Origin of the sequence: Massilia sp. Root335 (genome assembly GCF_001425685.1) — a bacterium.
GTDB lineage: Bacteria > Pseudomonadota > Gammaproteobacteria > Burkholderiales > Burkholderiaceae_D > Telluria > Telluria luteola.
Map to the genome: position 1 here is coordinate 2,864 of NZ_LMCY01000003.1, position 22,996 is coordinate 25,859.

Annotated in this window: 12 protein-coding genes; 8 read left to right on the plus strand and 4 right to left on the minus strand. The window is 67.7% G+C overall.

All coding sequences use genetic code 11. The features are described 5' to 3' along the window. Positions 1 to 231 precede the first annotated feature (231 nt). From ASC93_RS00590 to ASC93_RS00600, 3 genes are all read left to right on the plus strand, one after another. On the plus strand, positions 232 to 1,689 hold the full coding sequence (locus ASC93_RS00590) for an MFS transporter (RefSeq protein ID WP_056435436.1): 1,458 nt from the start codon (positions 232 to 234) through the stop codon (positions 1,687 to 1,689). A gap of 24 nt (positions 1,690 to 1,713) precedes the next feature. Further along, positions 1,714 to 2,451, plus strand: a complete 738-nt coding sequence (locus ASC93_RS00595; RefSeq protein ID WP_056435438.1) for a thioesterase II family protein — start codon at positions 1,714 to 1,716, stop codon at positions 2,449 to 2,451. 217 nt (positions 2,452 to 2,668) lie between these two features. After that, complete coding sequence (locus tag ASC93_RS00600) at positions 2,669 to 3,517, plus strand: universal stress protein (RefSeq protein ID WP_056435441.1); 849 nt, start codon at positions 2,669 to 2,671, stop codon at positions 3,515 to 3,517. 6 nt (positions 3,518 to 3,523) lie between these two features. Here the strand turns inward: ASC93_RS00600 and ASC93_RS00605 are convergent, their stop codons facing one another. Continuing rightward, complete coding sequence (locus tag ASC93_RS00605; protein ID WP_056435445.1) at positions 3,524 to 6,037, minus strand: phosphoenolpyruvate synthase; 2,514 nt, start codon at positions 6,035 to 6,037, stop codon at positions 3,524 to 3,526. A 152-nt stretch (positions 6,038 to 6,189) separates the two neighbouring features. On the opposite strand from ASC93_RS00605, the gene ASC93_RS00610 reads away from it, so the two are divergent. The 3 genes from ASC93_RS00610 to ASC93_RS00620 all read left to right on the plus strand — a co-directional run bounded on the left by ASC93_RS00610 (position 6,190) and on the right by ASC93_RS00620 (position 16,068). Then, entirely contained in the window at positions 6,190 to 6,741 is a 552-nt protein-coding gene (locus ASC93_RS00610) for a TetR/AcrR family transcriptional regulator (protein WP_056435449.1), read from the plus strand. Between the two features lie 450 nt (positions 6,742 to 7,191). Next, the gene (locus tag ASC93_RS00615) at positions 7,192 to 14,262 is read left to right on the plus strand and encodes a non-ribosomal peptide synthetase/type I polyketide synthase (protein ID WP_162251779.1); all 7,071 of its coding nucleotides are present in this window, start codon (positions 7,192 to 7,194) and stop codon (positions 14,260 to 14,262) included. A gap of 372 nt (positions 14,263 to 14,634) precedes the next feature. Next, positions 14,635 to 16,068, plus strand: coding sequence for a sugar porter family MFS transporter (locus ASC93_RS00620; protein ID WP_056435455.1), 1,434 nt, complete (start codon positions 14,635 to 14,637; stop codon positions 16,066 to 16,068). 347 nt (positions 16,069 to 16,415) lie between these two features. Here ASC93_RS00620 and ASC93_RS00625 read toward each other — a convergent pair whose 3' ends face one another. The 3 genes from ASC93_RS00625 to ASC93_RS00635 all read right to left on the minus strand — a co-directional run bounded on the left by ASC93_RS00625 (position 16,416) and on the right by ASC93_RS00635 (position 20,832). Beyond that, positions 16,416 to 17,342, minus strand: a complete 927-nt coding sequence (locus ASC93_RS00625) for a hypothetical protein (RefSeq protein WP_056435458.1) — start codon at positions 17,340 to 17,342, stop codon at positions 16,416 to 16,418. 573 nt (positions 17,343 to 17,915) lie between these two features. Further along, entirely contained in the window at positions 17,916 to 19,364 is a 1,449-nt protein-coding gene (locus ASC93_RS00630; RefSeq protein WP_200958238.1) for a DUF1593 domain-containing protein, read from the minus strand. Positions 19,365 to 19,545: 181 nt separating this feature from the next. Then, positions 19,546 to 20,832: a glycoside hydrolase family 5 protein gene (locus ASC93_RS00635; RefSeq protein WP_200958239.1), complete on the minus strand. Its 1,287-nt coding sequence runs from the start codon at positions 20,830 to 20,832 to the stop codon at positions 19,546 to 19,548. Between the two features lie 634 nt (positions 20,833 to 21,466). Between ASC93_RS00635 and ASC93_RS30305 the strand changes: the two genes are divergently transcribed. Next, positions 21,467 to 21,790: a hypothetical protein gene (locus ASC93_RS30305; protein WP_157201689.1), complete on the plus strand. Its 324-nt coding sequence runs from the start codon at positions 21,467 to 21,469 to the stop codon at positions 21,788 to 21,790. 142 nt (positions 21,791 to 21,932) lie between these two features. After that, a partial coding sequence (locus tag ASC93_RS00640; RefSeq protein WP_200958241.1) for a family 43 glycosylhydrolase occupies positions 21,933 to 22,996 on the plus strand: 1,064 nt, incomplete at its 3' end.

A 22,996-nucleotide genomic window follows, 5' to 3' on the forward strand; every position in this document is an offset into this window, starting at 1 on the left:
CGGCGCAACCGCCGCGCGCGCCCGCCGCGCCGCGCCGCCGCGCCGACGAGCAGCTGACGCAGGAGCTGGCCCAGCACATGGGACGCATCATGGATGCCGAACGGCGGCTGGTGCCGGCGTCCCTGCCGCAGGACCTGAAATGCCTCGCCGCGCTCGATGCGAGCCAGCGCAGCGTCCACGTCGTGCCGCGCGCCCCGGCGCAGCGCCTGGCCGTCCAGGCCGATCAGTGACATGGGCCGCTTCGCACTGCTGTACGTGATCCTCTTCCTGCACGTGCTCGACGGCTCCATCGCCAACCTGTCGCTGGTGACGATCGCCCGCGACTTCCACATCGAGCTGTACCAGGGACAGTGGATCGTCACCTCCTTCGGCATCGGCACTGCCATCGCGGTGGCGGTGGGCCCCAGGCTGTCCGGCTGGGCGGGCGAGAAGACCGTCTTCAGCTACGCCCTGCTGGCCTCCGCGCTGGCGTCGCTGGGCTGCGGCTGCGCCGGCGGCTTCGCCGAGATGGTGCTCTTTCGCATCGTCCACGGGCTCGCCTCGGGCTGCATCATCGTGCTGGGCCAGCGCCTGATCCTGGACGCGGTCGGTCCGGCGCGCCGGGCCTTCGGCTTGTCCATGTGGACCAGCGCGGTGTCCATCGCCCCGGTGGTCGGCCCGCTGGCCGCCGCCGCCATCCTCGAACGGATGTCGTGGCACTGGCTGTTCTGGATGAACGTCCCGGTCATCGCGCTCGCCATGCTGATGCTGGGCGACGGCCTGCGCTTCACCGTTGCCGCGGCGGCGGCGGCGCGCCCGCGCCTGGCGCCGTTCGGCCTGCTGGCGATCGCGCTGGTCAGCCTGCAGGTCCTGACCGACGCGGTCTTTGCGCCCGCGCCCGACGCCGCCGCACCGTGGGCGGGCCTGGCCCTGGCGCTCAGCTGCGCGCTGCTGGCGCGGCGCGGCAAGGAGGACCTGTTCCAGTGGCGCCTGCTGGCCAATGCCAATTTCCGGCTCTACACCGCCATCATCACCACCGTCAACGCGTTCCTGATGACGACCATGGTGTGCTATCCGATCTGGCTGCAGACCGGATACGGCCTGTCCATCCCCAACGTGGCGTGGGTCATCGCGGCCGGCGGCCTGATCGCCGGTGTGCTGAGCCCACTGCTCGCCAGGCTCAAGATGCCCGGGCTGTACCCGCTGACGGTCGCCGCGTCGCTGGCGGTGTTCGCCCTGTCCTGCTGGCTGACGGTGCGCCTGCAGCCGTATTCCGGCATGACCGACCTGATGCTGCCGCGTATCGTGCTCGGCTTCGGGCTGGCGCTGTTCTCGCCCGCGACCTTCCTCAGCCTGGCCGACCTGCCCGAATCGGACAGCACCGCGGCCATCAGCATGTCGATGTTCCTGCGCGTCGCCTTCGCCAACCTGATCGTGGCGATCGGCGTGCGCATGTCGCAGCTGCTCAGCGGCCACGCGTCCGAATCGCTGCTGGCGCAGGGCTACGGCAGCACCGACGGCGGCATCGGCACCGACGTCGCCGCCATGGTGGACCAGTTGCAGCGCTACGCCGACACCTCCGCCATGCACGACCTGTTCGCCGGCGCCGGCGTGATCTTCCTGCTGACGATGGGGCTCGCGTGCCACGCGATCCGCGCCCTGGCCGCGGCGCGCCGCGCGGCCGCGCAAGCCGCTTCCTCCTCCACCTGATCGTACCGTTCCAAGGACTCTCCCATGCAACAAACTCCCTGGCTGACAAGGCAATGCGTCGGCACCCCGCGCATGCGGCTCTACTGCCTGCCCTACGCCGGCGGCGGCGCCGAGATCTACGCCGGCTGGCACGCCGCCCTGCCCGGCGTCGAAGTCTGCACGGTGCAACTGCCCGGACGCGGCATCCGCTTTCGCGAAGCGCCGCTCGACACGCTGCCGGAACTGCTGGCCGAACTGGCGCAGCTGACGTCGCAGGACCGCGCGCTGCCGTTCGCCCTGTTCGGCCACAGCCTCGGCGCACTGATCGCGTTCGAACTGGCCCGCTACTGCCGGCGCCACTACCTGCCGCTGCCGCAACGCCTGATCGTCTCGGGCTGCGACGCGCCCAACCAGCGCGAGACCGGCGGCGGCATGCACCGGCTGCCGGACGCGGACCTGATCGCGGCGCTGCGCACCTATAACGGCACGCCGCCGCAGGTGCTGGCGCATGCGGACCTCATGGCCCTCGTGCTGCCGTCCATCCGCGCCGATTTCGCGCTGAGCGAACGCTACGCCTACCGCGTCCAGCCCCCGCTGGCGCTGCCCCTGTCGGTCTATGTCGGCAAGGACGACCCGCTGCTGTCCGCGGCCACGGTCAAGGGCTGGGACGTGGAGACCAGCGAGACCTGCCGCACCCGGTGGTTCAACGGCGATCACTTCTTCGTGCACGGACAGCGCGACGCGGTACTGGCGGCCTTGCGCGACGACCTGGCGTTGCCCTGAAGCGGGGCATCAACCAGGCTCTTCGCGCACATTCGGATATTCACTACAACTTTCTTGATCCGGGTCATATCGAAGCGGCATTCCGAAGGACTAGCATCAATCCGGCACAGGACCCTTCGGCTATGGCGTGCCCGATGAACGCGCCACAACGGCAAATCCTGCAATTCGCCCTCGCCACGCCGCGTTGACAGCCGACAAGCATACGAAGGAGCGCATCATGGAATACAAGACGATTCTCGTCCACGTCGACGATTCGCCCGAGGCCCCCGACCTCGTCGCCTCGGCAGTCAGGCTGGCGCAGGCGCAGGGCGCGCACCTGGTCGGAATGACGCAGACGGGCATCTCCCGCGTCATCCGCGAAACCACGCTGCCCGGCGTGGATCTCGGCGATCTGACGGCCCTGCTCCACGACCTGCGCGCGGTCGCCGAGGGACGCGCCGCCAATTTCGACGCGATGGCGCGCCACGCGGGCCTCGCCTCCTTCGAGCACCGGATCGACGACGAGGAGCCGGGGCTGGCGCTGGCGCTCCAGGCCCTGTATGCCGACCTCGTGATCGTCGGGCGCACCCGGCCCGGGACGCCCGCGCTGTCCGACGTCGCCGGGTTGCCCGAATACGTCGCGATGAACTCGCCCTGCCCCGTGCTCGTGCTGCCACATCCCGGCACGCACGCGGGCGCACACACAGGCGCGTTCGACCGCGTGATGGTGGCCTGGAACGCCAGCCCGGAAGCCGCGCGCGCCGTCCGCGCGGCGCTGCCGCTGCTCGCGCGCGCAAAAGAGGTGGAAGTCGCCGTGTTCGACGACGACGCCTCGAGCGCCGGCTCGCCCGAAGACGCGGCGGAGGTGGCGCGGTTCCTGGCCCGGCACGGCGTCAACGCCACCGTCACCCGCCATCATCCGCGCGGCGAGGTCGGCAACGCGTTGCTGGTCCTGGCCGAGGACCGGAAAGCCGGCCTGCTCGTCATGGGCTGCTACGGCCATTCGCGCTATCGGGAAATCCTGCTCGGCGGCGTCAGCCGCACCGTCCTGCGCCGCCCGACGGTGCCGGTACTGCTGGCACATTGAATCTCCTCAATCCGTGAGGATGGTGACCACGCCGCGCGTGCCATCCAGGCGGATGCGCTGGCCGTCGCTGATCCGCCGCGTGGCGTCCTGCACGGCGACGACCGCGGGCAAGCCGTATTCGCGCGCGATGACCGCGCCATGGCTCATTTGCCCACCGGCCTCCGTGACGAGTCCGGCGACCGTCAGGAACGACGGGGTCCAGCTCGGGTCCGTGTAGGTGGTGACGAGAATATCCCCGCTCGCGATGTCGGCCGCCGCGATGTCCGTGACGACGCGGGCGCGGCCTTCGACGGTGCCTGCCGAGACCGCCAATCCGGCCAGCGCACCGGCAGGCAGGCCGGGGTGGTCGACTGTACCGAACAACCCTTCCCCGTCCGACGTGAGCACCCGCGGCGGCACCAGCCGTTCATGCGCCGCGAATTCGGCGCGGCGGGCCGCGATGCGACCGCGATCGGCCCGCCCGGCCCGCACGACCTCGCGCAACTCGTCGAAGCGCAGGTAGAAAATATCGTCGGGACGGTCGAGGACACCGCCCCGGACCAGGCGCCCCGCCTCGCGCCACAGCGCCTGTTTGTACACATCGAAGCGGCACATCCAGCCGTACTTCGGGGATTCGCGATAGCCGATGAAGGCACGCAGGCGGTCGATCGCGTCTTTCGTTTGCGCCGTCCTCGCGTCGCCATCCGGCCCCGCACGCAGCCGCCGCAGGACGTCCCGCTCGGCAGCCCTGGCGCGGGCCAGCCCCGCATCGAAGCGCCGCCGCGCTTCGCCGGGCTCGAACCGGTCCACATTGGCAAGAATCATCGGGACGAGCGCGGCCGGGCGTTCGCGCCAGCGGGGCCGCGTCAGGTCGATCTCGCCGGCGCAGCGCATGCCGTATTTTTCCAGGTAGCCGTCGATTGCGGCGAGCGCGTCGCGGCCGCCCTCGACGCGTTCGAGACCGGCCAGGGTCGCGCCGGCGCCAAGCCGCCGCAGGAACGACACCGCGGCGGGATGCGGCCGGATCGCATCGGCCACGTCGAGCAGGTCCAGTCCCATGCGCGAGGTGATGTTGTTGTCGACCGATTGCGTCAGCACGTCGGCGAGGCCCCGTTCACCGAGCCATTCGCCGAGATGGTCGTCCAGCCACCATAGCGCGTCGATGCCCGCCATCAGCGCCAGCCGGCTCCGGGGCGCCGCCAGCTGCTGCTTGAGTGCGGCCAGGTCCTCGGCAATCAGGGCGACGAGTTCGCTCCCGGATGGGTCCGCGAGCCTGCGCCGCGCTTCCGCGACGGCGTTCCCGCTTTCCCTGATCAGCTCGCCGACGAGCGCCGGGTCCGGTACGTCCGGCGACGATGGCGCGGGCGCGGACGGCGTGGCATCCCGGTCGGGCAGCGTCGCGATGAACCCGCGTTCCAGCAGCGTGTTCACCGCGCTTTTGATCAACGGGTCGCGGTTGAGCGTCTTGAGCAGCACCGTCCGGCTGGCCGATGAGGCAAGCTGGGCGGTAATGTCGACGAACAGCCGCCCGCCCGCTTCGAACATGGGACGCGCCGCCACCATCTGCCAGAACGACAGGCCGAGCGGCTTCATCGCGTCGGTCATCATCTGCTGATGGCCGACCGACAGGTAGACGCGGCGTTGCCCGTCGTCCCGGTCGGGGACCGGGAACAGGGTCGTGATCGGCCTGCTTTGCACGATCCAGAACCCGCCGTCGGCGAGACACCATTCGATGTCCTGCGGGCCGCCGAAATGGGCGGCGATGCGCCGGCCCAGCTCAGCGAGCGCGTGCGCCTGCCGGTCGCTCAGCAGCGGCCGGTCGCGGCCTGTCGCTCCGATGACCCGGCCATCGCGCAGCTTGATACTGTCGGGCACGACGACGCCCGCGGCCAGCGCCTCGCCCGTGCCGGCACACGCTTCGATCGCGACCACCGTCCTGTCGCCCGTCACGGGGTCGGCGGTAAACATCACGCCGGACGCGCTGGCGGGCACCATGCGCTGCACGATGACCGCCAGCGCGGTGCCGCGGTGCGCGATGCCGTGCCGCTGCCGGTACGCGACGGCACGTTCGGTGAACAGCGAAGCCCAGCAACGACGGATGGCAGCGACCACGGCGTCGACCCCGTGCAGGTCGAGGTACGACTCGTGCTGCCCCGCGAACGAGGCCGCGGGCATGTCCTCGGCCGTCGCACTGGAGCGCACGGCCCAGGCCGCCTCATCCCCGCCCGCGGCCAGGCAGTCGGCAATGGCACGCACGAGCGCATCCGGCACCGGCAGCCGTTCGATGCGCGAGCGGATGTCGGCGCACAGCCCGGCATCCGGGCCGGCTTGCCCCGGCGGCCGGCTCTCCAGCCGGTCCACGGCGGCGGCGATGTCGGGCGCGCTCTCGACGTGCGTCGCAAATGCGCGGGTCGTGACGCAGAATCCCGGCGGCACCGCGACGCCGGGGATGCCGGCCAGTTCGCCCAGGTTGGCCGCCTTGCCGCCAGCCAGCGCGGTCCGGTGCCGATCGACTTCAGCGAGAGGAACGATGACGTTCATGGTATCTCCTCGAACAACTTGACACGTTTAAACGGAGGAATATACTCCGCTTATGAGGCATGTCAAGAACGGCCACGGCGGCAACGCGAGGCTTCACAACAGGAGCGCCGCACCCGTATGCTTCGGATCTGGACAGTGGACGAGTGAACACCATGCGGGCTGACGCACTGAAGAATCGACAACGGCTGATCGAGGCCGCGATCGAATTGATCCTCGACGTGGGCGGCGACCCGGCGCGCGACGCCATCGCGGAACGTGCCGGGGTCGGGATCGGCACGCTGTACCGCCATTTCCCGGATCAGCAGTCGCTCCTGCACGCGGCCGTGCGCCATGTGCTGGAAGCGAGTATCGCCGCCGGCGAAACCCTGCTCGCCGAGGTGCCGGACGGGGTCGAGCTGCTGCGCCAGTACATGCACGCGGCGCTGGAAAATGGCATTGGCGTGGTCAACATCGTCCACCCGCTCCTGGAACGGCGCGACTGGCCCGATCTGCGCGCGCGTGCCGGCTCGCTTTTGCAAAGCATGGTGCAACGCGCGGTGCAGACAGGCCGCGTCCGCGGCGATCTCTCGGAGCGGGACGTCGTGTTCGCCATGATCCGCTTTGCGCGACCGCTGGCGGTCGGGCTGCCGGCGGCCGAGGAACGCGCGCTCGCCCATCGGCATCTCGATGTCTACATCGACGGGCTGTGTGCGGCGCGCAGGTGAGCGACAAGGCACCACGGCTGCCGCCATGTATCGTCGCGGTCGCCGCCAGCCTTGCGTGCGAGCGCGAAGCCGGCGAGCGGATCGGTACGCCAGCGTGTGGCGAAACCGAAACCTCCCGCATCCGGCGCCGCGCGAATGTCATCGAAGGGTCATGGAGCGCATGCTAGAATGCCTGCCCGTAATGACGCAAGATCTGCTGCACGTCACTTACTTGCCTGACCACACTTCCCGATAATGCAAAGCCCGGTTCGAGCGCCGCCAACGTGGCAGGCGCGTTGCCGAACCGCGTGCGAATGCCGTGACCAACGCCTTTCCGACACTGCCCTGAGTGAGCCGGCACGATCGCACCGACCGGCCCCGCATGCCGCGCGCCGGCGTGCACGCATCGCGCGCCGTTCCTTTCGCAATTTGCACCATCACCTCCCGTCATCCCGACGCATCGGACACACCATGAACAACGGCACCTCATCGACTCATCCTTCGACCACGTCCACCCCGGCCGCAAGCCGGCCCGGACCGCCGCTCTCGCGCGGCCAGCGCGCCATGTGGTTCCTGTGGAAGCTGGCGCCCGACGGCGCGGAATACGGCCTGCCGATGGCATGGACCCTGCGCAGCGCACTCGACGCCGGCGCCCTGCGCGCCGCCCTGCAGGACCTGGTCGACCGCCATCCGGTGCTGCGCACGACGTATGCCGCGCCGGCCGGCGAACCGGCGCAGGTGATCCACGCGCACATGGCGGCGGCGCTCGAACCGGTGGACGCGTCCGGATGGGACGAACACACGCTGGACGCGCGCCTGACCGAGGCCGCCGCGCTGCCGTTCGACCTGGAACATGGGCCGGTGTTCCGCACGCACCTGTTCTCGCGCGGCGAGCAGGAGCACGTGCTGCTGTTTAACAGCCACCACATCGCCACCGATACCTGGTCGCTGATCGTGATGCTGGAGGAACTGGGCATCCTGTACCGCGCCAGGATCGCGAAGCAGGCCGCCGTGCTGGCGCCGCGCGGCCTGGCCTATACCGATTACGTCGCATGGCAGCAAGAGCTGCTGGATTCGCCGCGCGGCGCCGCGCACTGGGCATACTGGCAGGAACAGCTGTCTGCCCCACCCACCCTCGGCCTGCCGACCGACCGTCCGCGCCCCGCGGTCCAGCGCCACGCCGGCGCCGGCATGCCGTTCACGCTCGACGAGGAGCTGACGGCGCTCGTGCGCGCGCTGGCACGCGCGGAAGGCGTCACGTTCTACACCGTGCTGCTGGCGGCCTTCTACGTCCTGCTGCACCGCTATACGGGCCAGGACGACCTGGTGGTCGGCTCGCCGCGCTTCGGCCGCCCGCCGCAAGGCTACGAACGCACGGTCGGGTACTTCGCCAGCCCGTGCGCATTGCGCACGCGGGTCGACGGCGCGGCGAATTTCTCGGATTTCCTGCAGCAGGTCCGCGAAGTGCTGGTCGGCGCCAAGGCGCACCAGGATTTTCCGTTCCCGCTGGTGGTCGAACGCCTCGGCCTGCAGCGCGACCCGAGCCGCAGCCCGGTATTCCAGGTTGCGTTCACGTACCAGAAGGCGCAGCTGGCGCACATGCAAGGCCTGGCGGCGGCGCGCATGGGCCTGGGCGGCGCACGGCTCGACCTGTCGGGCCTCGCGCTCGAGTCGTATCCGCTCGAGCAGCGCAGCGTCAAGTTCGATCTCGACTTCGTCGTCGAGGAAGTCGACGGTTCCCTGCGCGGCGTGTGCTGGTACGACACCGGCCTCTGGGACCGCGACAGCATCGCCTGGCTGGTCGAGCATTACCAGGTCCTGCTGCGCGCGGCCTTGCGCAGCCCGGCCACCGCGCTGGCGCGCCTGCCCATGCAAACCGCGCGCGAGCAGGAACTCGTCGCGGCCTGGAACGCCACCTGCGCGGCGTTTCCCCAGACCTGCGCCCACCGGCTGTTCGAGCGCCACGCCGCGCAGGCGCCGCACGCCGACGCCCTGCGCCATGCGGGCGGCACGCTGAGCTACGATGCGCTGAACCGGCGCGCCAACCAGCTGGCCCGCCACCTGCGCCGGCTCGGCCTGCAACCGGGCCAGATCGTCGGCGTGAGCGTGGCGCGCGGCACGCCCGACCTGGTGATCGGCGCGCTGGCCATCATGAAGGCGGGCGGCGCCTACCTGCCGCTCGATCCCGACTACCCGCACGACCGCCTCGCCTTCATGGTCGAGGACGCCGGCCTGGAACTGCTGCTGACCCAGGCCACGCTGCGCGGCCAGCTGCCGCCGAGCCGGGCGCGCCTCGTGCTGCTGGACGACGAATGGCCCGCCATCGCACAAGAAAGTGCGGACAACCTGCCCGACACCCCGGGGTCGACCGACCTCGCCTACGTCATCTATACCTCGGGTTCGACCGGACGCCCCAAGGGCACCCTCCTCGAGCACCAGGGCCTGACCAACCTGGCGCACCTCATGGCCGCCGCGTTCGGCGTCGGGCCGGACAGCCGCCTGCTGCTGTTCGCGTCGTGCAGCTTCGACGCCTCGGTGGCCGACATCTTTACCGCGCTGTGCGCGGGCGCCTGCCTGTGCCTGGCGTCGAAGATGGCGGTGATCCCGGGCTCGGCCCTGGTCGACACCATCGACACGCACGCGGTCACGGTCGTGATCCTGCCGCCGTCGGTGCTGGCGCTGCTGCGCCCGCAGGATCTGCCGAGCCTGAAGACCGTGGTCACGGCGGGCGAAGCCTGCAGCCTCGAACTGGCGCGGCGCTGGAGCGGAGAAGTCCGCATGATCAACGCCTACGGCCCGACCGAGGCCACCGTGTGCGCCACGCTGCAGGTGCTGCGGCCGGACCTGGAGCGCGTCAGCATCGGCCATCCGGTCGCGAACGCCCGCGCCTACGTGCTGGACAAGCAGTTGCAGCCGGCGCCGCTGGGCGTGCCCGGCGAGCTGCACATCGCCGGCGTCGGTCTGGCGCGCGGCTATCTCGGCCGTCCCGACCTGACCCGCGAACGCTTCATCGTCCATCCGTCCGGCGAGCGCCTGTACAAGACCGGCGACCTCGTGCGTCGCCTCCCCGACGGCAGCCTCGAATTCCTGGGGCGCCTCGACCACCAGGTGAAGATCCGCGGTTTCCGCATCGAATTGGGCGAAGTGGAAGCCGTGATCGCGTCGCACCCGGACGTGCGCGACGCGCTGGTGCTGGCGCGCCCGGACGCGAGCGGGGCCCAGGCCCTGGCGGCCTATGTGATCGCCCGCGACGGCGCCAGCCTCACGCCGGCGGCGCTGCGCGCGCATGCGCACGGCCGCCTGCCCGACTTCATGGTGCCGGCCGGCCTGGTCCTGCTCGACGCCTGGCCGATGACGCCGAACGGCAAGATCGACCGCAACGCCCTGCCCGACCCGGCCGCCGGGCACGCCGGCGCGTCCCGTGAAGCGCCGCGCGACGCACTCGAACAGCAGGTCGCGGCCATCTGGCGCGAGGTGCTGAGCCTGGACGCGGTCGGCATCGACGACAGCTTCTTCGACGTCGGCGGCCATTCGCTCAGCCTGGTGCAGGTCGAGGTGGCGCTCGAACGCCGGCTCGGACTCGCCGTGCCGACCATGGACCTGTTCCGCTTCCCGACCATCCGCACCCTGGCACAGCACCTGCGCGGCCTGTCCGGCGCGGACCAGGATGCGCATGCGCCGCCGCCCCCGGCGCCGGCATCCGCGCGCGGCGGCGCCACCACCACCACCACCACCGGCATCGCCATCGTCGGCATGGCCGGCCGCTTCCCCGGCGCCGAGGACGTCGACGCGTTCTGGCGCAACCTGAGTGGCGGCGTCGAATCGATCGTCGACCTGAGCGCGCGCCAGCTGCGCGACGCCGGCGTCGCGCCCGAGCTGACGGCGCAGCCGCGCTATGTGCGGCGCAAGGGCATCCTGGACGACGTCGCCCGCTTCGACGCGCCCTTCTTCGGCTATCCGCCGCGCGAAGCCTTGCTGATGGACCCGCAGCAGCGCCTGTTCCTCGAAGTCGGCTGGCAGGCGCTCGAACATGCCGGCTACGACAGCCTGACGTACGCCGGCCGGATCGGCGTGGTCGGCGGCACCGGACGCGCGTCGTACATGCTGCACTTCCTGGACACCAACCCGGCCTCGGCGGCCGAGCTGTTCCAGACCACCATCCTGAACGACAAGGACTTCCTGTCCACCCGCCTGGCGCACAAGCTCGACCTGCGCGGGCCGGCGCTGACGGTGCAGACGGCCTGCTCGACCTCGCTGGTGGCGGTGCACGTGGCCTGCGAGCAGCTGCTGCAGGGCGACTGCGACATGGCGCTGGCCGGCGGCGTGTCGATCGAGGCGCCGCACGGCAGCGGCTACCTGTACCAGGAGGGCCACATCCTGTCGCCGGACGGCCGCTGCCGCGCGTTCGACGCCGATGCCGCCGGCACCGTGCGCGGCAGCGGCGGCGCGGTCGTGGTGCTGAAGCGCCTCGACGACGCCGTGCGCGACGGCGACACCGTCTGGGCCGTCATCAAGGGCTCGGCCATCAACAACGATGGCGCGGTCAAGGTCGGCTACACGGCGCCCGGCGTGGACGGCCAGGCCGAGGTGATCGGCCTGGCGCTCGAGCGCGCCGGCGTCGATCCGCGCAGCATCGGCCTGGTCGAGGCGCACGGCACCGCGACCCCGCTGGGCGATCCGATCGAAGTCGCGGCGCTGACCCAGGCCTACCGGAAATACACGGCCGACCGCGGCTATTGCTTCCTCGGCTCGGTCAAGACCAACGTCGGCCACCTCGACGCCGCGGCCGGCGTCACCGGCCTGATCAAGGCGGCGCTGGCGCTGCACCATGGCGTGGTCCCGGCCACCCTGCATTTCCGCTCGGCCAATCCGAAACTGAACCTGGCCGCGAGCCCGTTCACGGTCAACGCCAGCCTGGCGCCGTGGCCGGCGCCGGCCGCGGACATGCCGCGCCGCGCCGCGGTGAGCTCGTTCGGCATCGGCGGCACCAACGCCCACGTGGTGCTGGAGCAGGCCCCGCCGGCCACCGCGCCGGGCGCGCGAGGGGACGGCGCGCCGCAGTTGCTGACGCTGTCGGCCCGCTCGGCCGCCGCGCTGGACGCGATGGGCGCGAACCTGGCGCGCCATCTCGCGGCGCATCCGGACGCCGACCTGGCCGACGCCGCGTACACGCTGCAGGTCGGACGCGCCCAGCTGCCGCATCGCCGGACGGTGGTCGCCGCCAGCTGTGCCGAGGCGGCCGACGCCCTGGCGCGCCCGGCGCAGCCGGTCCCGCCGCACGCGGCGTCGGGCGGCGCGCGCGTCTGCTTCCTGTTCCCGGGCCAGGGCCTGCAACAGGTCGATATGGGCCGCGAACTGTACGACGGCGTGCCCGCATTCCGCGCCTGCATCGACGAATGCGCCGCCGCGCTGCAGCCCTTGATCGGGTGCGACCTGCGCGCCGTGCTCTACCCCGCGCCCGGCCAGGAGGCGGACGCGGCGCGCCGGCTGGCGCAGACGGCGCTCACCCAGCCGGCCATGTTCGTGGTCGAGTATGCGCTGGCGCGCCAGCTCATGGCATGGGGCGTGCAGCCGCACGCCATGATGGGACACAGCCTGGGCGAATATGTCGCGGCCTGCCTGGCCGGCGTGATGTCGCTGCCGGATGCCCTCAAGCTGGTCGCCGTGCGCGGCCAATTGATCCAGCATCTGCCGACCGGCGCCATGCTGGCGGTGCAGGCCGCGCCGGACGCGTTGCAGCCCTTCGTCGGTGCCGGCGTCGACCTGGCCGTGGTCAACGGCCCGCAGTCGTGCGTGCTGGCCGGCAGCCACGAAGCGATCGCGGCGCTGCAGGACAGGCTGGCGGCGGCCGGCCTGCGCGCCAGGGTCATCCCGACCTCGCACGCGTTCCACTCCGCCATGCTCGACCCCGTGCTGGCGCGCTTCCTGGCCCACGTCGGCGAGGTCGCACTCCACCCGCCGCGCATCCCTTACATCACCAACGTGACCGGCACCTGGGTGACGGCGCAGCAGGCCACCGATCCGGCGCACTGGGTGCGGCACATGCGCCAGACCGTGCGCTGCGCCGAAGGCCTCGACCTGCTGCTCGAGACCCCGGACGGCGCCTATCTCGAAGTCGGCCCGGGCCAGACTTTCAGCGCGCTGCTGAAGCGCCATCCGCGCAAGGACGCGTTGCGCCTGGCCCTGCCGACGCTCGCGTCTCCGGCCCACCCTTCCGACCACGCGGCCCTGCTGGCGGCGCTGGGCCAGCTGTGGGCGGCGCACGCGGCCGCCCCGGCGTGGCGCACGCTGCATGCGATTGGGGCACGCCGCCGCGTCCCGCTGCCGGTCTATCCGTTCGACCGCCATCGCTACTGGCCGCAGGCGGCGGCGCCCGCGCAGCGCAGCGTGGCCGCGGCCCAGGCGGCCGCCCCCGCCGCGAGCGCCGACCACGAGGCGCAGCCGGCGGCGCCCGCGTCCGCGGTTGCCGCATCGCGCGTCCAGGACGAACTCGAACACCAGGTCGGCCGCGCGTTCGCCGACGCGCTGGGCCTCGATACGGTCGCGCCGGAAGACGATTTCTTCGAGCTCGGCGGCAGTTCGCTGTCGGCGCTCGGCGTGCTGATCGACCTGGAACGGATCACCGGACGCACGCCGTCCAATGGCCTGCTGCTGGAAAATCCGACGGTCCGCGCCCTGGCCCGGGCCCTGCGCGCGGACGTGCGGGCGGATGCGCGGGCGGACGCGCGCCTGGTCGGCCTGCGTCCGGGGAACGGCGCCGCGCCGATCTTCTGCATCCACCCGTACGGCGGCCATACCGCCGGCTACGTCGAGCTGGCGCGCCACCTCGGCGCGGACCAGCCGGTGTACGGCGTGCAGGCGCGCGGCCTGCAGGGCGAAAGCACGCCGCTGCGCACCATCGAGGCCATGGCGGCGGATTACATCGCCCTGATCAGGACGCGCCAGCCGTCCGGCCCCTATCGCCTGGCGGGCCACTCGATGGGCGGCTGCATCGCCTACGAAATGGCACAGCAGCTCACCCGCGCCGGCGCCGGCGTCGAGCTGCTCGCCCTGTTCGACTCGCGCGCGCAGAACGCCAGCGAACGCCCGCTGTACCGCAACAGCGCCTACGGCCGCATGGCCAGCCGCGACTGGCTGAGCGACGAGGCGGTGATGCTGGGAATCCTGTTCCCGAAGCTCGAGATGGACTGGGAAGGCCTGCGCGACCGCCCGGCCGGCGAACACCGCGCGCTGGCGCAGGACGCCATCGTCCGGCAAGGCCTGCTGCCGGCCGGCACCGGGCATGCGCAGGTGCGGCACCTGCTGGCCGTGACCGACGCCAATGACGAAGCGCTGCGTTCCTACCGGCCCCAGGCCTACGCCGGCCAGGTCCTGCTGTTCTGCGGCACCGAGGGGTTCGCGCCGCAGTTCGGCGAGCCGGACCTCGGCTGGGGTGCGCTGGCCAAAGGCGGCCTGGAGCTGGTCATGCTGCCGGGTGACCACCACGGCGTGATGACGGGCGCGAGCGCCCAGGCGATGGCGCGGCGCCTGGCGCAGGCTTGACGTCGCGGCGGCGCGCATCGGTATTGGTTGCATCGCGGGTTTGCCGGCATCGCAAACAAAAAAGCCCCTGCAGTCAGGGGCTTTTTTTCACGTCTGATGCTCGAGATTGCCGGACTGGCCGGCCCCACCAACGCCGCGGCGGTGCATTTTTACCGGGATTTCTCCATAATTTTCCCCGGCGACGGGCTGGCGTCACGAGCGAACCTTTTGCGCCCCGTCGCAATGCATTGACACACGCACGGAAATCAGCCAGACTCGCCAGATATGTTAGCGCTATTTGTTTGATGATACAGGATGTTATGAACCCTCGTTCCCTGTGGGCGAGGAGAAGCAAGCGCGCCGCAGATGCAATGACAAACCAAGGAGACTTTTATGAACAGCAGTGCCGTCGAGAGCACACATACCATCCAGGCGGCGGAAAACACCCGCCTCATCGTCCTGATCAGCTGCGTTGCCACCATCGGTGGCTTCCTGTTCGGCTTTGACAGCGGCGTCATCAACGGCACCGTCGACGGCCTGAAGCAGGCCTTCCATTCGACCTCCGCCGAGCTCGGATTCGAAGTCGCGTCGATGCTGCTGGGCTGCGCACTCGGCGCCTTCTGCGCCGGCCGCCTGGGCGACCTCTGGGGTCGCCGTACCGTGCTGATCATCTCGTCCCTGATGTTCCTGACGTCGGCGCTGGGCGCGGGCTTTGCAACGACCTCGGCCGTCTTCATCGCCGCCCGCGTGCTGGGCGGCTTCGCGGTCGGCGCGGCCAGCGTGATGTCGCCGGCCTACATCGCCGAGGTGGCCTCGGCCCGCTACCGGGGCCGGCTGGCGACGGTCCAGCAGATCGCCATCATCAGCGGCCTGTTCTGCGCCTTCCTGAGCAACTATGCCCTGGCGCACGCGGCCGGCGCATCGACCGGCGTGTTGTGGCTCGGTCAGGAGGCATGGCGCTGGATGTTCTGGATGATGGCGATTCCGTCCGTGCTGTTCTTCCTGCTGCTGCTGACGATCCCGGAAAGCCCGCGCTTCCTCGTCGCCAAGAAGCGCAAGGACGAGGCGCTGGCCGTGCTGGAACGCCTGTACGGCGCGGCCGCGGCGCGCACGAAGTTCGCCGCGATCGACGTGTCGCTGGCCGAAGACCACCACCGTCCGCGCCTGTCGGACCTGGTCAACAAGGCTACCGGCAAGCTGCGCCCGATCGTCTGGGTCGGCATCGGCCTGGCGACGTTCCAGCAGCTGGTCGGCATCAACGTGGTGTTCTATTACGGCGCGGTGCTGTGGCAGGCCGTGGGCTTTTCCGAGAGCGATGCCTTGCTGATCAACGTCCTGTCGGGTGGCCTCAGTATCGGCGCCTGCATCGTGACGGTGTTCCTGATCGACCGCATCGGCCGCAAGCCCCTGCTGTGGATCGGATCGGTCGGCATGGCGGTGACGCTCGGCCTCGTCACCATCGCCTTCGCCAGCGCCAACCTCGACGCCAACGGCAAACTGGCCCTGTCCGGCACGATGGGCGTGCTGGCCCTGGCGGCGGCGAATATCTACGTCATCTTCTTTAACATCTCCTGGGGTCCGGTGATGTGGGTCATGCTGGGCGAGATGTTCCCCAACCAGATCCGCGGTTCCGGCCTCGCGGTCGCCGGCGCGGCCCAGTGGACGGCCAATTTCCTGATCACGGTGACCTTCCCCGTGCTGCTCACGAGCATCGGCCTGGCGGGCGCTTACGGCCTGTACACGCTGGCCGCGCTGATCTCGATCTACTTCGTGCTGCGCTACGTGCATGAAACGCGCGGCAAGGAACTGGAGCAGATGGAAGGCTGAGGGCACGCGAAATCGCGTTGGCCGGGGCGTACCGCCCTGGCCGCCAGCAAGAAGGTCGTTGATGATGACATCCGCATCATCAACGACCTTTCGTTTTTTGACGGTGCGACCTGTAGAGACAATCCCGCGATATCCTGCCCGTCGCGCCGGACGACGCCATCGTCCGCGCGCAAGTCAGCAGTAAGCCACGTGCAATCGACGTGCCCGCACAAGTTCCGCCACCGGGCGCGTGAAGAGTGCAATGGCTGCGAACAGCCCGGCGGTGCCGAGACCTGGCGGCGCCCCGGGCGACGGCAGACATCGCAGCCGTGGGCGAACCCGAGCGCGACCGGATGCTGTCGCGCGGCTCACGGCTCGAAACCTTCCCGGAAATCGATGTAGTCGAGGTTATATACGTTGAAGTTGACGTAGGTCTTGCCGGCACGTTCGACGCGCTCGGGCTTGCCGTACACGAAAAACCAGGCATCCGGGCGGCCTCGCTCGCTCAAGTCCTTGAATTTGCGGTCGAACAGCGTGCGCGAATACGCATTGGCGATACGCTGGTCCGGTACGAACAAGGACGGCCGGTACTTCTTCCCCTCCAACACGACGGCACACTGTGGAACGAACGTAATGGCATAGCCGGTATCCTTGCGGTCGACGAAGGCGCGGCCGAAATACACGCGCCAATGCGATGCCACATCCTCCAGATCCGGATTGGCCAAAGGCACGAACATGTCGCGGTACGACAGTCGAAATCCTCTTATCGACAGCATCTTCACGGCGTCGACTCCCTGCTTGCGATATTTGGCAAAGCGGCTGACAAGGCTGCCGACCGAATAGGCCGTGGCCGGACGCGAAGACCCATCACCCGGGCTTCCGGCGCGGCGCTTGCGTTTGGTCTGAACCGCCCCATCCGGCCCCACCGGCACCGCCTGGACTTTCACCTCGTGCGAAGGCGGACGGGTCAGCACAAACTGGTCGGGCAGCGTCTCGTCCTTCCTGCCGCGCTCGCGTCGTGCTTCCTCATCGCGCGCGGACGCTATCTCTTCACAGCCGCCGTGATCGTCGCACTCGGCCGTATGCTCGTCGCCGACGCGGCGGAAATATGGGTCGACGGCCATGTCCTGGCGCAGCTTGTCGAGGTTGGCTGCCGTGATGTCGCCCGCGCAGCCCGGGTACAAGCAGAAAAAATTGTGCTTGTCGAGGATGCGTCCGGCCGTGAACAGTTCGTAAGCCGTGTCGATGTCGACGATTTCCTCGAGGTCGCTGCTGAAAGCGTGTTCGATTTTCATGAATGCCCTGCTGTACGGTTGTTAGAGATACAAGTAGTGTAGCCATTTAATTTCCGTACAACAACTAAATGCAGGCGCTCGATCGCCCTCTCTTGACCTTGACCGGCAGGCGCGTGACGACTTCACCAGGCGCGTCGTGTCAGGTTCCCGAGCTCATGGTTTCCACATACCCTGCGTCATCGCCAGACGTGGCGGCGTGGGCATGCGTCCGCGGCGCGGCGATCGGGATCACGCGGTGCGGATCGTCTTCCTCGGTCAGGAAGACGATCCGCTCCTCGCCGAAGGCTTCAGGCAGCCCGGCAATGCGATTGTGCCAGTGGCGGCGACGGGACAGCGCTGGTCCTTTTCGATACCAACATCTTCGTCGACATGCTCAACGGCGTGCCCGAAGCGACGGCCGAGCCAGGCAGCTACGATCATTCCGCCACCGCTTGAGCCTGTGGCACTCCCGTCGTAACCCACAACCCGAGAGACTTCAACTGGAACGGCATCGACGTTCATTTCCCTTACGATTACGGCTCCATTCGATCGTCACCGGCTGCACCTCGTTTTACGGTGAGATTATCTGCATGCTCAGGGCGCAGACGGCACGACAGTGACGATAACGCGTCCGTAACGCGTCAGCGCCGGACTGCCCTTGTCGGTCACCTTGACGATGAAGTGGGCGGTCTCCGTCTTGCTTACCACGGGCGCCTGCCCCCAAACGGTATGATGGTTTTCCGCATACCCCAGCTTGATCTCCTCCCTGTAGCTGCCAGCTTCGGGATACTGAAACCACAGGTAGCTCAAGCTATCTCCATCGGGGTCGGAGCTGCCGGCCGCGCTCAGCATGAAGCCCTCTCCCGATTTGACGGTCAGCCGATCGCCAGGGGTAAGCTTTACGACTGGCGGATGATTCGCCCCCTTGTATGGCTTGGTGCTCCACTCCATTCGCGCTGCGAAATCGTTCTGGAAGTCTTTGCGCCAGCGCCAGATGGTGGTCCTGTACCCAGTGGAGACCTTGTCGCCGGCGTGCACGGCGCGGCCGAAGTCGCTGTGGACCATCGGCCTGTAACGATCCACTGCGTTGGTCCAGATGGCATGAGGCTCTTGCAATACAGGTACGTTGCCGGTGAAGCCTTCCGGATTCGTATCTTTCAACGCGGGCGTGTAGAACTCGTAGCGCCCACCCCAGCCGCCCCAGTCCGGATGCTCGGGTGCGTTCAGGCCGTTCGGTATCAAGGACAGGAAGGATGGCGTATCGCCCTCAACGCCAAAGGAAACATCCGGATACACCGCACCCAGCGGCCCATGCCCCTGTTGAATATGCGCGGCGATCCAGTCGTTGCTCACTTCCGTGCTGTCGAAGCCGGGCTCGGTGGCGTGCATGCCAGTCCAGGTGCCATTGCCATAGCCGCCGGGGCTGACGATATAAAACAGATCGGGAAAGTGGGTGCGTATCCAGAAACCGGAATCGTCCTGATCGGAGATCGTGTAGACGCGCAACTTCTTCACCAGGCGAGCGGCCTGCTCCGGTGTTCTGTCGTGGCTGATCCGATACAACGCTTGAGCAAGCGTATTGGCACCGCCCCAGACCGAAACCCATAGGGGACGCGTATCATTTTTCTCCAGGGCCTTGATGATGGCGTCCGATCCCGGCGAGTCCTTGCCGTCGCCGACACCTTGCATGCCGTAGACTTGCGAGCCGGAGCGCACCACCGCTTTGAGCGCCTGCGCTTTCGGAAACCCCGGTTCGTGCTTCAACAAGTTGGGTTGTACCCGGCCGTAGGCGTCGATGATCGCACGGATGGATTCCGGGGCGATGCGCGACTTCTGATGGGTGGAGGTCGTGGCGACGAGGCCTTCGATATCGATCTGGTTCGCGTAGAGAAGCAGGCGCACGAGCGACTGGCTGTCATCGGGATCGGCCTCGATATCGGTGAGGACAATCAGGCGGTGTTTGGGTTCGGCGACGCCAAGGGCAGGCACGCAAACCAGTAAGGCCGCCAGCGTCGCTGTAGTTGAAAGTAGTCGCATCATCATCTCTGTATTGAATTGGGGGGCCTGTCTCGCGGGCCGGGGTTATGCGCACGACCGGCGACTGAACCCGGCCAAACGAAACGGCTCGGCGAAGAACGCGCCGAGCCGAACCGCATCCGCTGCAAGCCACTGACGATGTGGTGAACTGCCGCGCAGTCTGTCATGCGATTGCGGGTGCGCCAGCCTACGGAGTCGCGCCTTTCACGAGCGCATCGAGGAGGTTCGGATCGAGGACTGCATTATCGTTGCCCCGGTCGATCAGGCCGCCCACGTCCCAATAGAACGGTAGCACACCGTTGGCCACTGCCGACTTGGTGACGTAGTTTATATAGTAGACACGCGACTTCTTATGCAGGGCCAGTGCATCGCCCGTCAGATTGGTACGCAGCATCGCGGCGTACTCGCCGAGCACCACCGGAATGCCTTTGTCGACAAACTGCTGCCTGATCGACGAAAACTGCTGATCGACATAGGCCTCCTCCTGCTTGTCGGGGTTGTGGGCGGTGTCCGTGGTCGAATGATTATCCTTGCCCCAGTAATAGAATGCATTGCCATACCATTCATCTTTATCCAGCAGGGTAAATTGCCAGGGGTAAAAGTGCACCTCATACATCAGCTTGTTGCTGACGGTGTCGGTCGGCATGGCCGTCCACATCGTCGCTGATTTATCGATGTCCACGGACGGTCCTTGCACCACCAGGACGCGGTAGGCATTCTTGCCGCCGGTGGCCCGCACCGCGTCGATGAAGGTCTGGTGGTAGGACATGAGCACCGGCATTTGGTCGGCCGTCTTGACAGCCGGCTCGTTGGCGCCGGCAAACATCAAATGCTCGTCGAAGTCGCGCATTTGCGTGGCGATCTGGGTCCAGAACGCCTTTTGCTTCTGATTGACCGCTATTTGCTTGTCGGGCACGACGTTGTTTTCGAGCCAGCCGCCGTCCCAATGGATGTTCAGGAGCACATACATCTGGTTGTCGACGCAGTATTTGACGACTTGCTTGACGCGGTCCATCCAGGCCTGGTCGATCTTGCCGGTCTGCTGGTTGGCGTACTGGTCCCAGGCAACAGGCAGCCGGATGGCGTTGAATCCGTCCGCCTTGGCCGCCTTGATCATCGCCTCGGTGATCCTGGGATTGCCCCACGCGGTTTCTCCGCCGATCGCCTCCATCGTGTTGCCAATATTCAACCCCAAACGAATCTTGCTGGCGAGCTGGACAGCGGTGCTGCCCATGCCGGTAGCATCGGGCGCGATCGGATTCTGGTTGTAGTCCGGATAGAGACCCGCGGCCGGCGTCGTTGGAGCCGGTGTCGTCGGGACTGGCGTCGGCTGGGCTGGCGTGCTTGGCGCTGGCGTCGTCGCGGTTGGCGTCGTTGGCTCGGGCGCCGCAGGCTTCGTGCCGGCCGTGCCGCCGCCACAGCCAACGTTTAATGACAGAATTCCAACTAATATGAGTACACGGCTGAGCTTCAAAGTAACCCCGAAATATTCATGCTGACAAATTACCCGTTGGCCTCGAATATTTTTTCGGCCAAGCGCCAACATTACCGAGGTCCCCGCCACGGCCGTTATCGCTTCCCCCGAAATTGCTTGCAATATGCGAAAAATTGCACAACTTGGGGATTTACAGCTACGGCTTGGGCGAGCGGATCGTCATGCTGCGTAAGCCCGATAACACGACGCGATCGATTACGCGCGTCCGCGCAATCCGCGCCTGCATCCGTTCCGTCACAGATTGCCGCCGTCGCCGCAGGTCGCATGCAAGGAAGTGCAGTATCAATGCAATTATCTGCACCTTGTAAATGTCTTCACCGCTAGCGTAATTTCGATCCTTACTCTTCCCGAATCCCTGGGATAGACTTCGCCGGATTGCTGGACCGGCGGGCCTGGTCCCCGTTCCGCAAGCCTGAGCTCGCCCGCACTGCCAGCGGGCCGCGCCCTATCCGCTTCCGGAACACGTAATGACAAAGAGACACTCTCCACGCAGCCAGCGCTCCGCGGTGGGCCCGCGTCCCGAGGTTGTCCATACGCCGCGCTGGCCGTCATACCCGGCGCCGAAGGCGACGTGCGGCCGGCCGACGGACACAGCTTTAATGGATACGACTGCATGAACATCATCAAACACAGCCTCGCCGTTCTCGGCCTGATCCTTGGCCACGATGGATGCGCACAACACGTTCCAGAATCCGCAGGTCATCAAGCCGGCGGCGTTCAGCGCGCGTGCCGCGGGCGGCAAGCTGTCGATCAAGGTGCCCGCAAAGGCCGTGATGGTGGTCGCTTTGGAGGAGTAAACGCCGCGCGCAAGCGCCTGGTGATCACCTTCATGTCCGATGGCACCGATGTGGCCCATCCTGAACAGGAGCGGCGGCGGCTCACCGCTCCGGCAGCGGACGCCGCAAGGGCGCCAAGCGTCAATGAATTAACCTTGTAATTTGCCGCGCAGCCTGATAGGGCGGCCGCCTGCCGGCACGCTGCCGCCGATCCAGCCGAAGGAGTGATCGGCGCCGCCGGTTGGCGGGCCAGGCATCAATCGCCTGTCCCGCTCCACTTCCACACCTCGTTTTCTGACCTTCATGAAAAAGACACACCGCTCCGCTCTCGTTCTCTTGTCCATACTGGCTTCGCTGCCCGCGGCGTCATTCGCGCTCAACCCGATTATTCAAACGATGTATACCGCCGATCCGGCGCCCATGGTCAATAAGGGCACGCTCTACCTGTTTTCCAGCCACGATCAGGATGTCGGCGAAAAAAACAACTTCAACATGAAGGACTGGGTGCTCGCCACGACGACGGACATGGTGAACTGGACCCAGTATGGCGCGATCGCCTCCCTCCGGGATTTCGCCTGGGCCGCCAAGGAGATTTCCGGCTGGGACGGTTTTGACAACGGCGCCTGGGCTCCGCAAGTGATAGAGAGGGATGGCAAATGGTATCTCTACGCCCCGGTGCAAGGCCGGGGCATAGGCGTGCTGGTGGCCGACAATCCCCTCGGCCCCTACACCGATCCCATCAAGAAACCACTGATCGCCGGCCACGCCGGAGGCCTGTACGACAGCATCGATCCGACCGTCTACATCGACGACAAGGGCCAGGCCTATCTCGCGTGGGGCAATCCCAACCTGTGGTCGGTGAAGCTGAACAAGGACATGATTTCCTACGACACGAGCGTCGGGGAGAATGGCATCATTCGCCATCCGATGACCGTCAAGGCATTGGGCGAGCGCAATCCTCCGGACACACAAGGCACGACGCTCCCGAAGCCCGCTTTGCGCGGCACATCCTACGAAGAAGGTCCCTGGCTCTATAAGCGCAAGAATCTCAATTACCTGTTTTTTGCAGGTGGTCCCATCCCTGAACATCTCGGCTACTCCACCGGACCCACGCCCGAAGGCCCATGGACCTACGGCGGCGTCGTCATGAACCCGCAAAGCGCGTTCACCAATCACCCGGGCGTGGTCGATTTCAAGGGCAAGACCTACCTCTTCTACCACAACGCCGCGCTTCCGGGAGGCGACGGTTTCAAGCGTTCCGTGGCCGTCGATGAGTTGAAGTTCAACCCGGATGGCTCGGTCCGGACGGTCCAGCCGACCAGGGAAGGCCCGGCACCGGTCGCCACCCTCGATCCCTACCAGCGCGT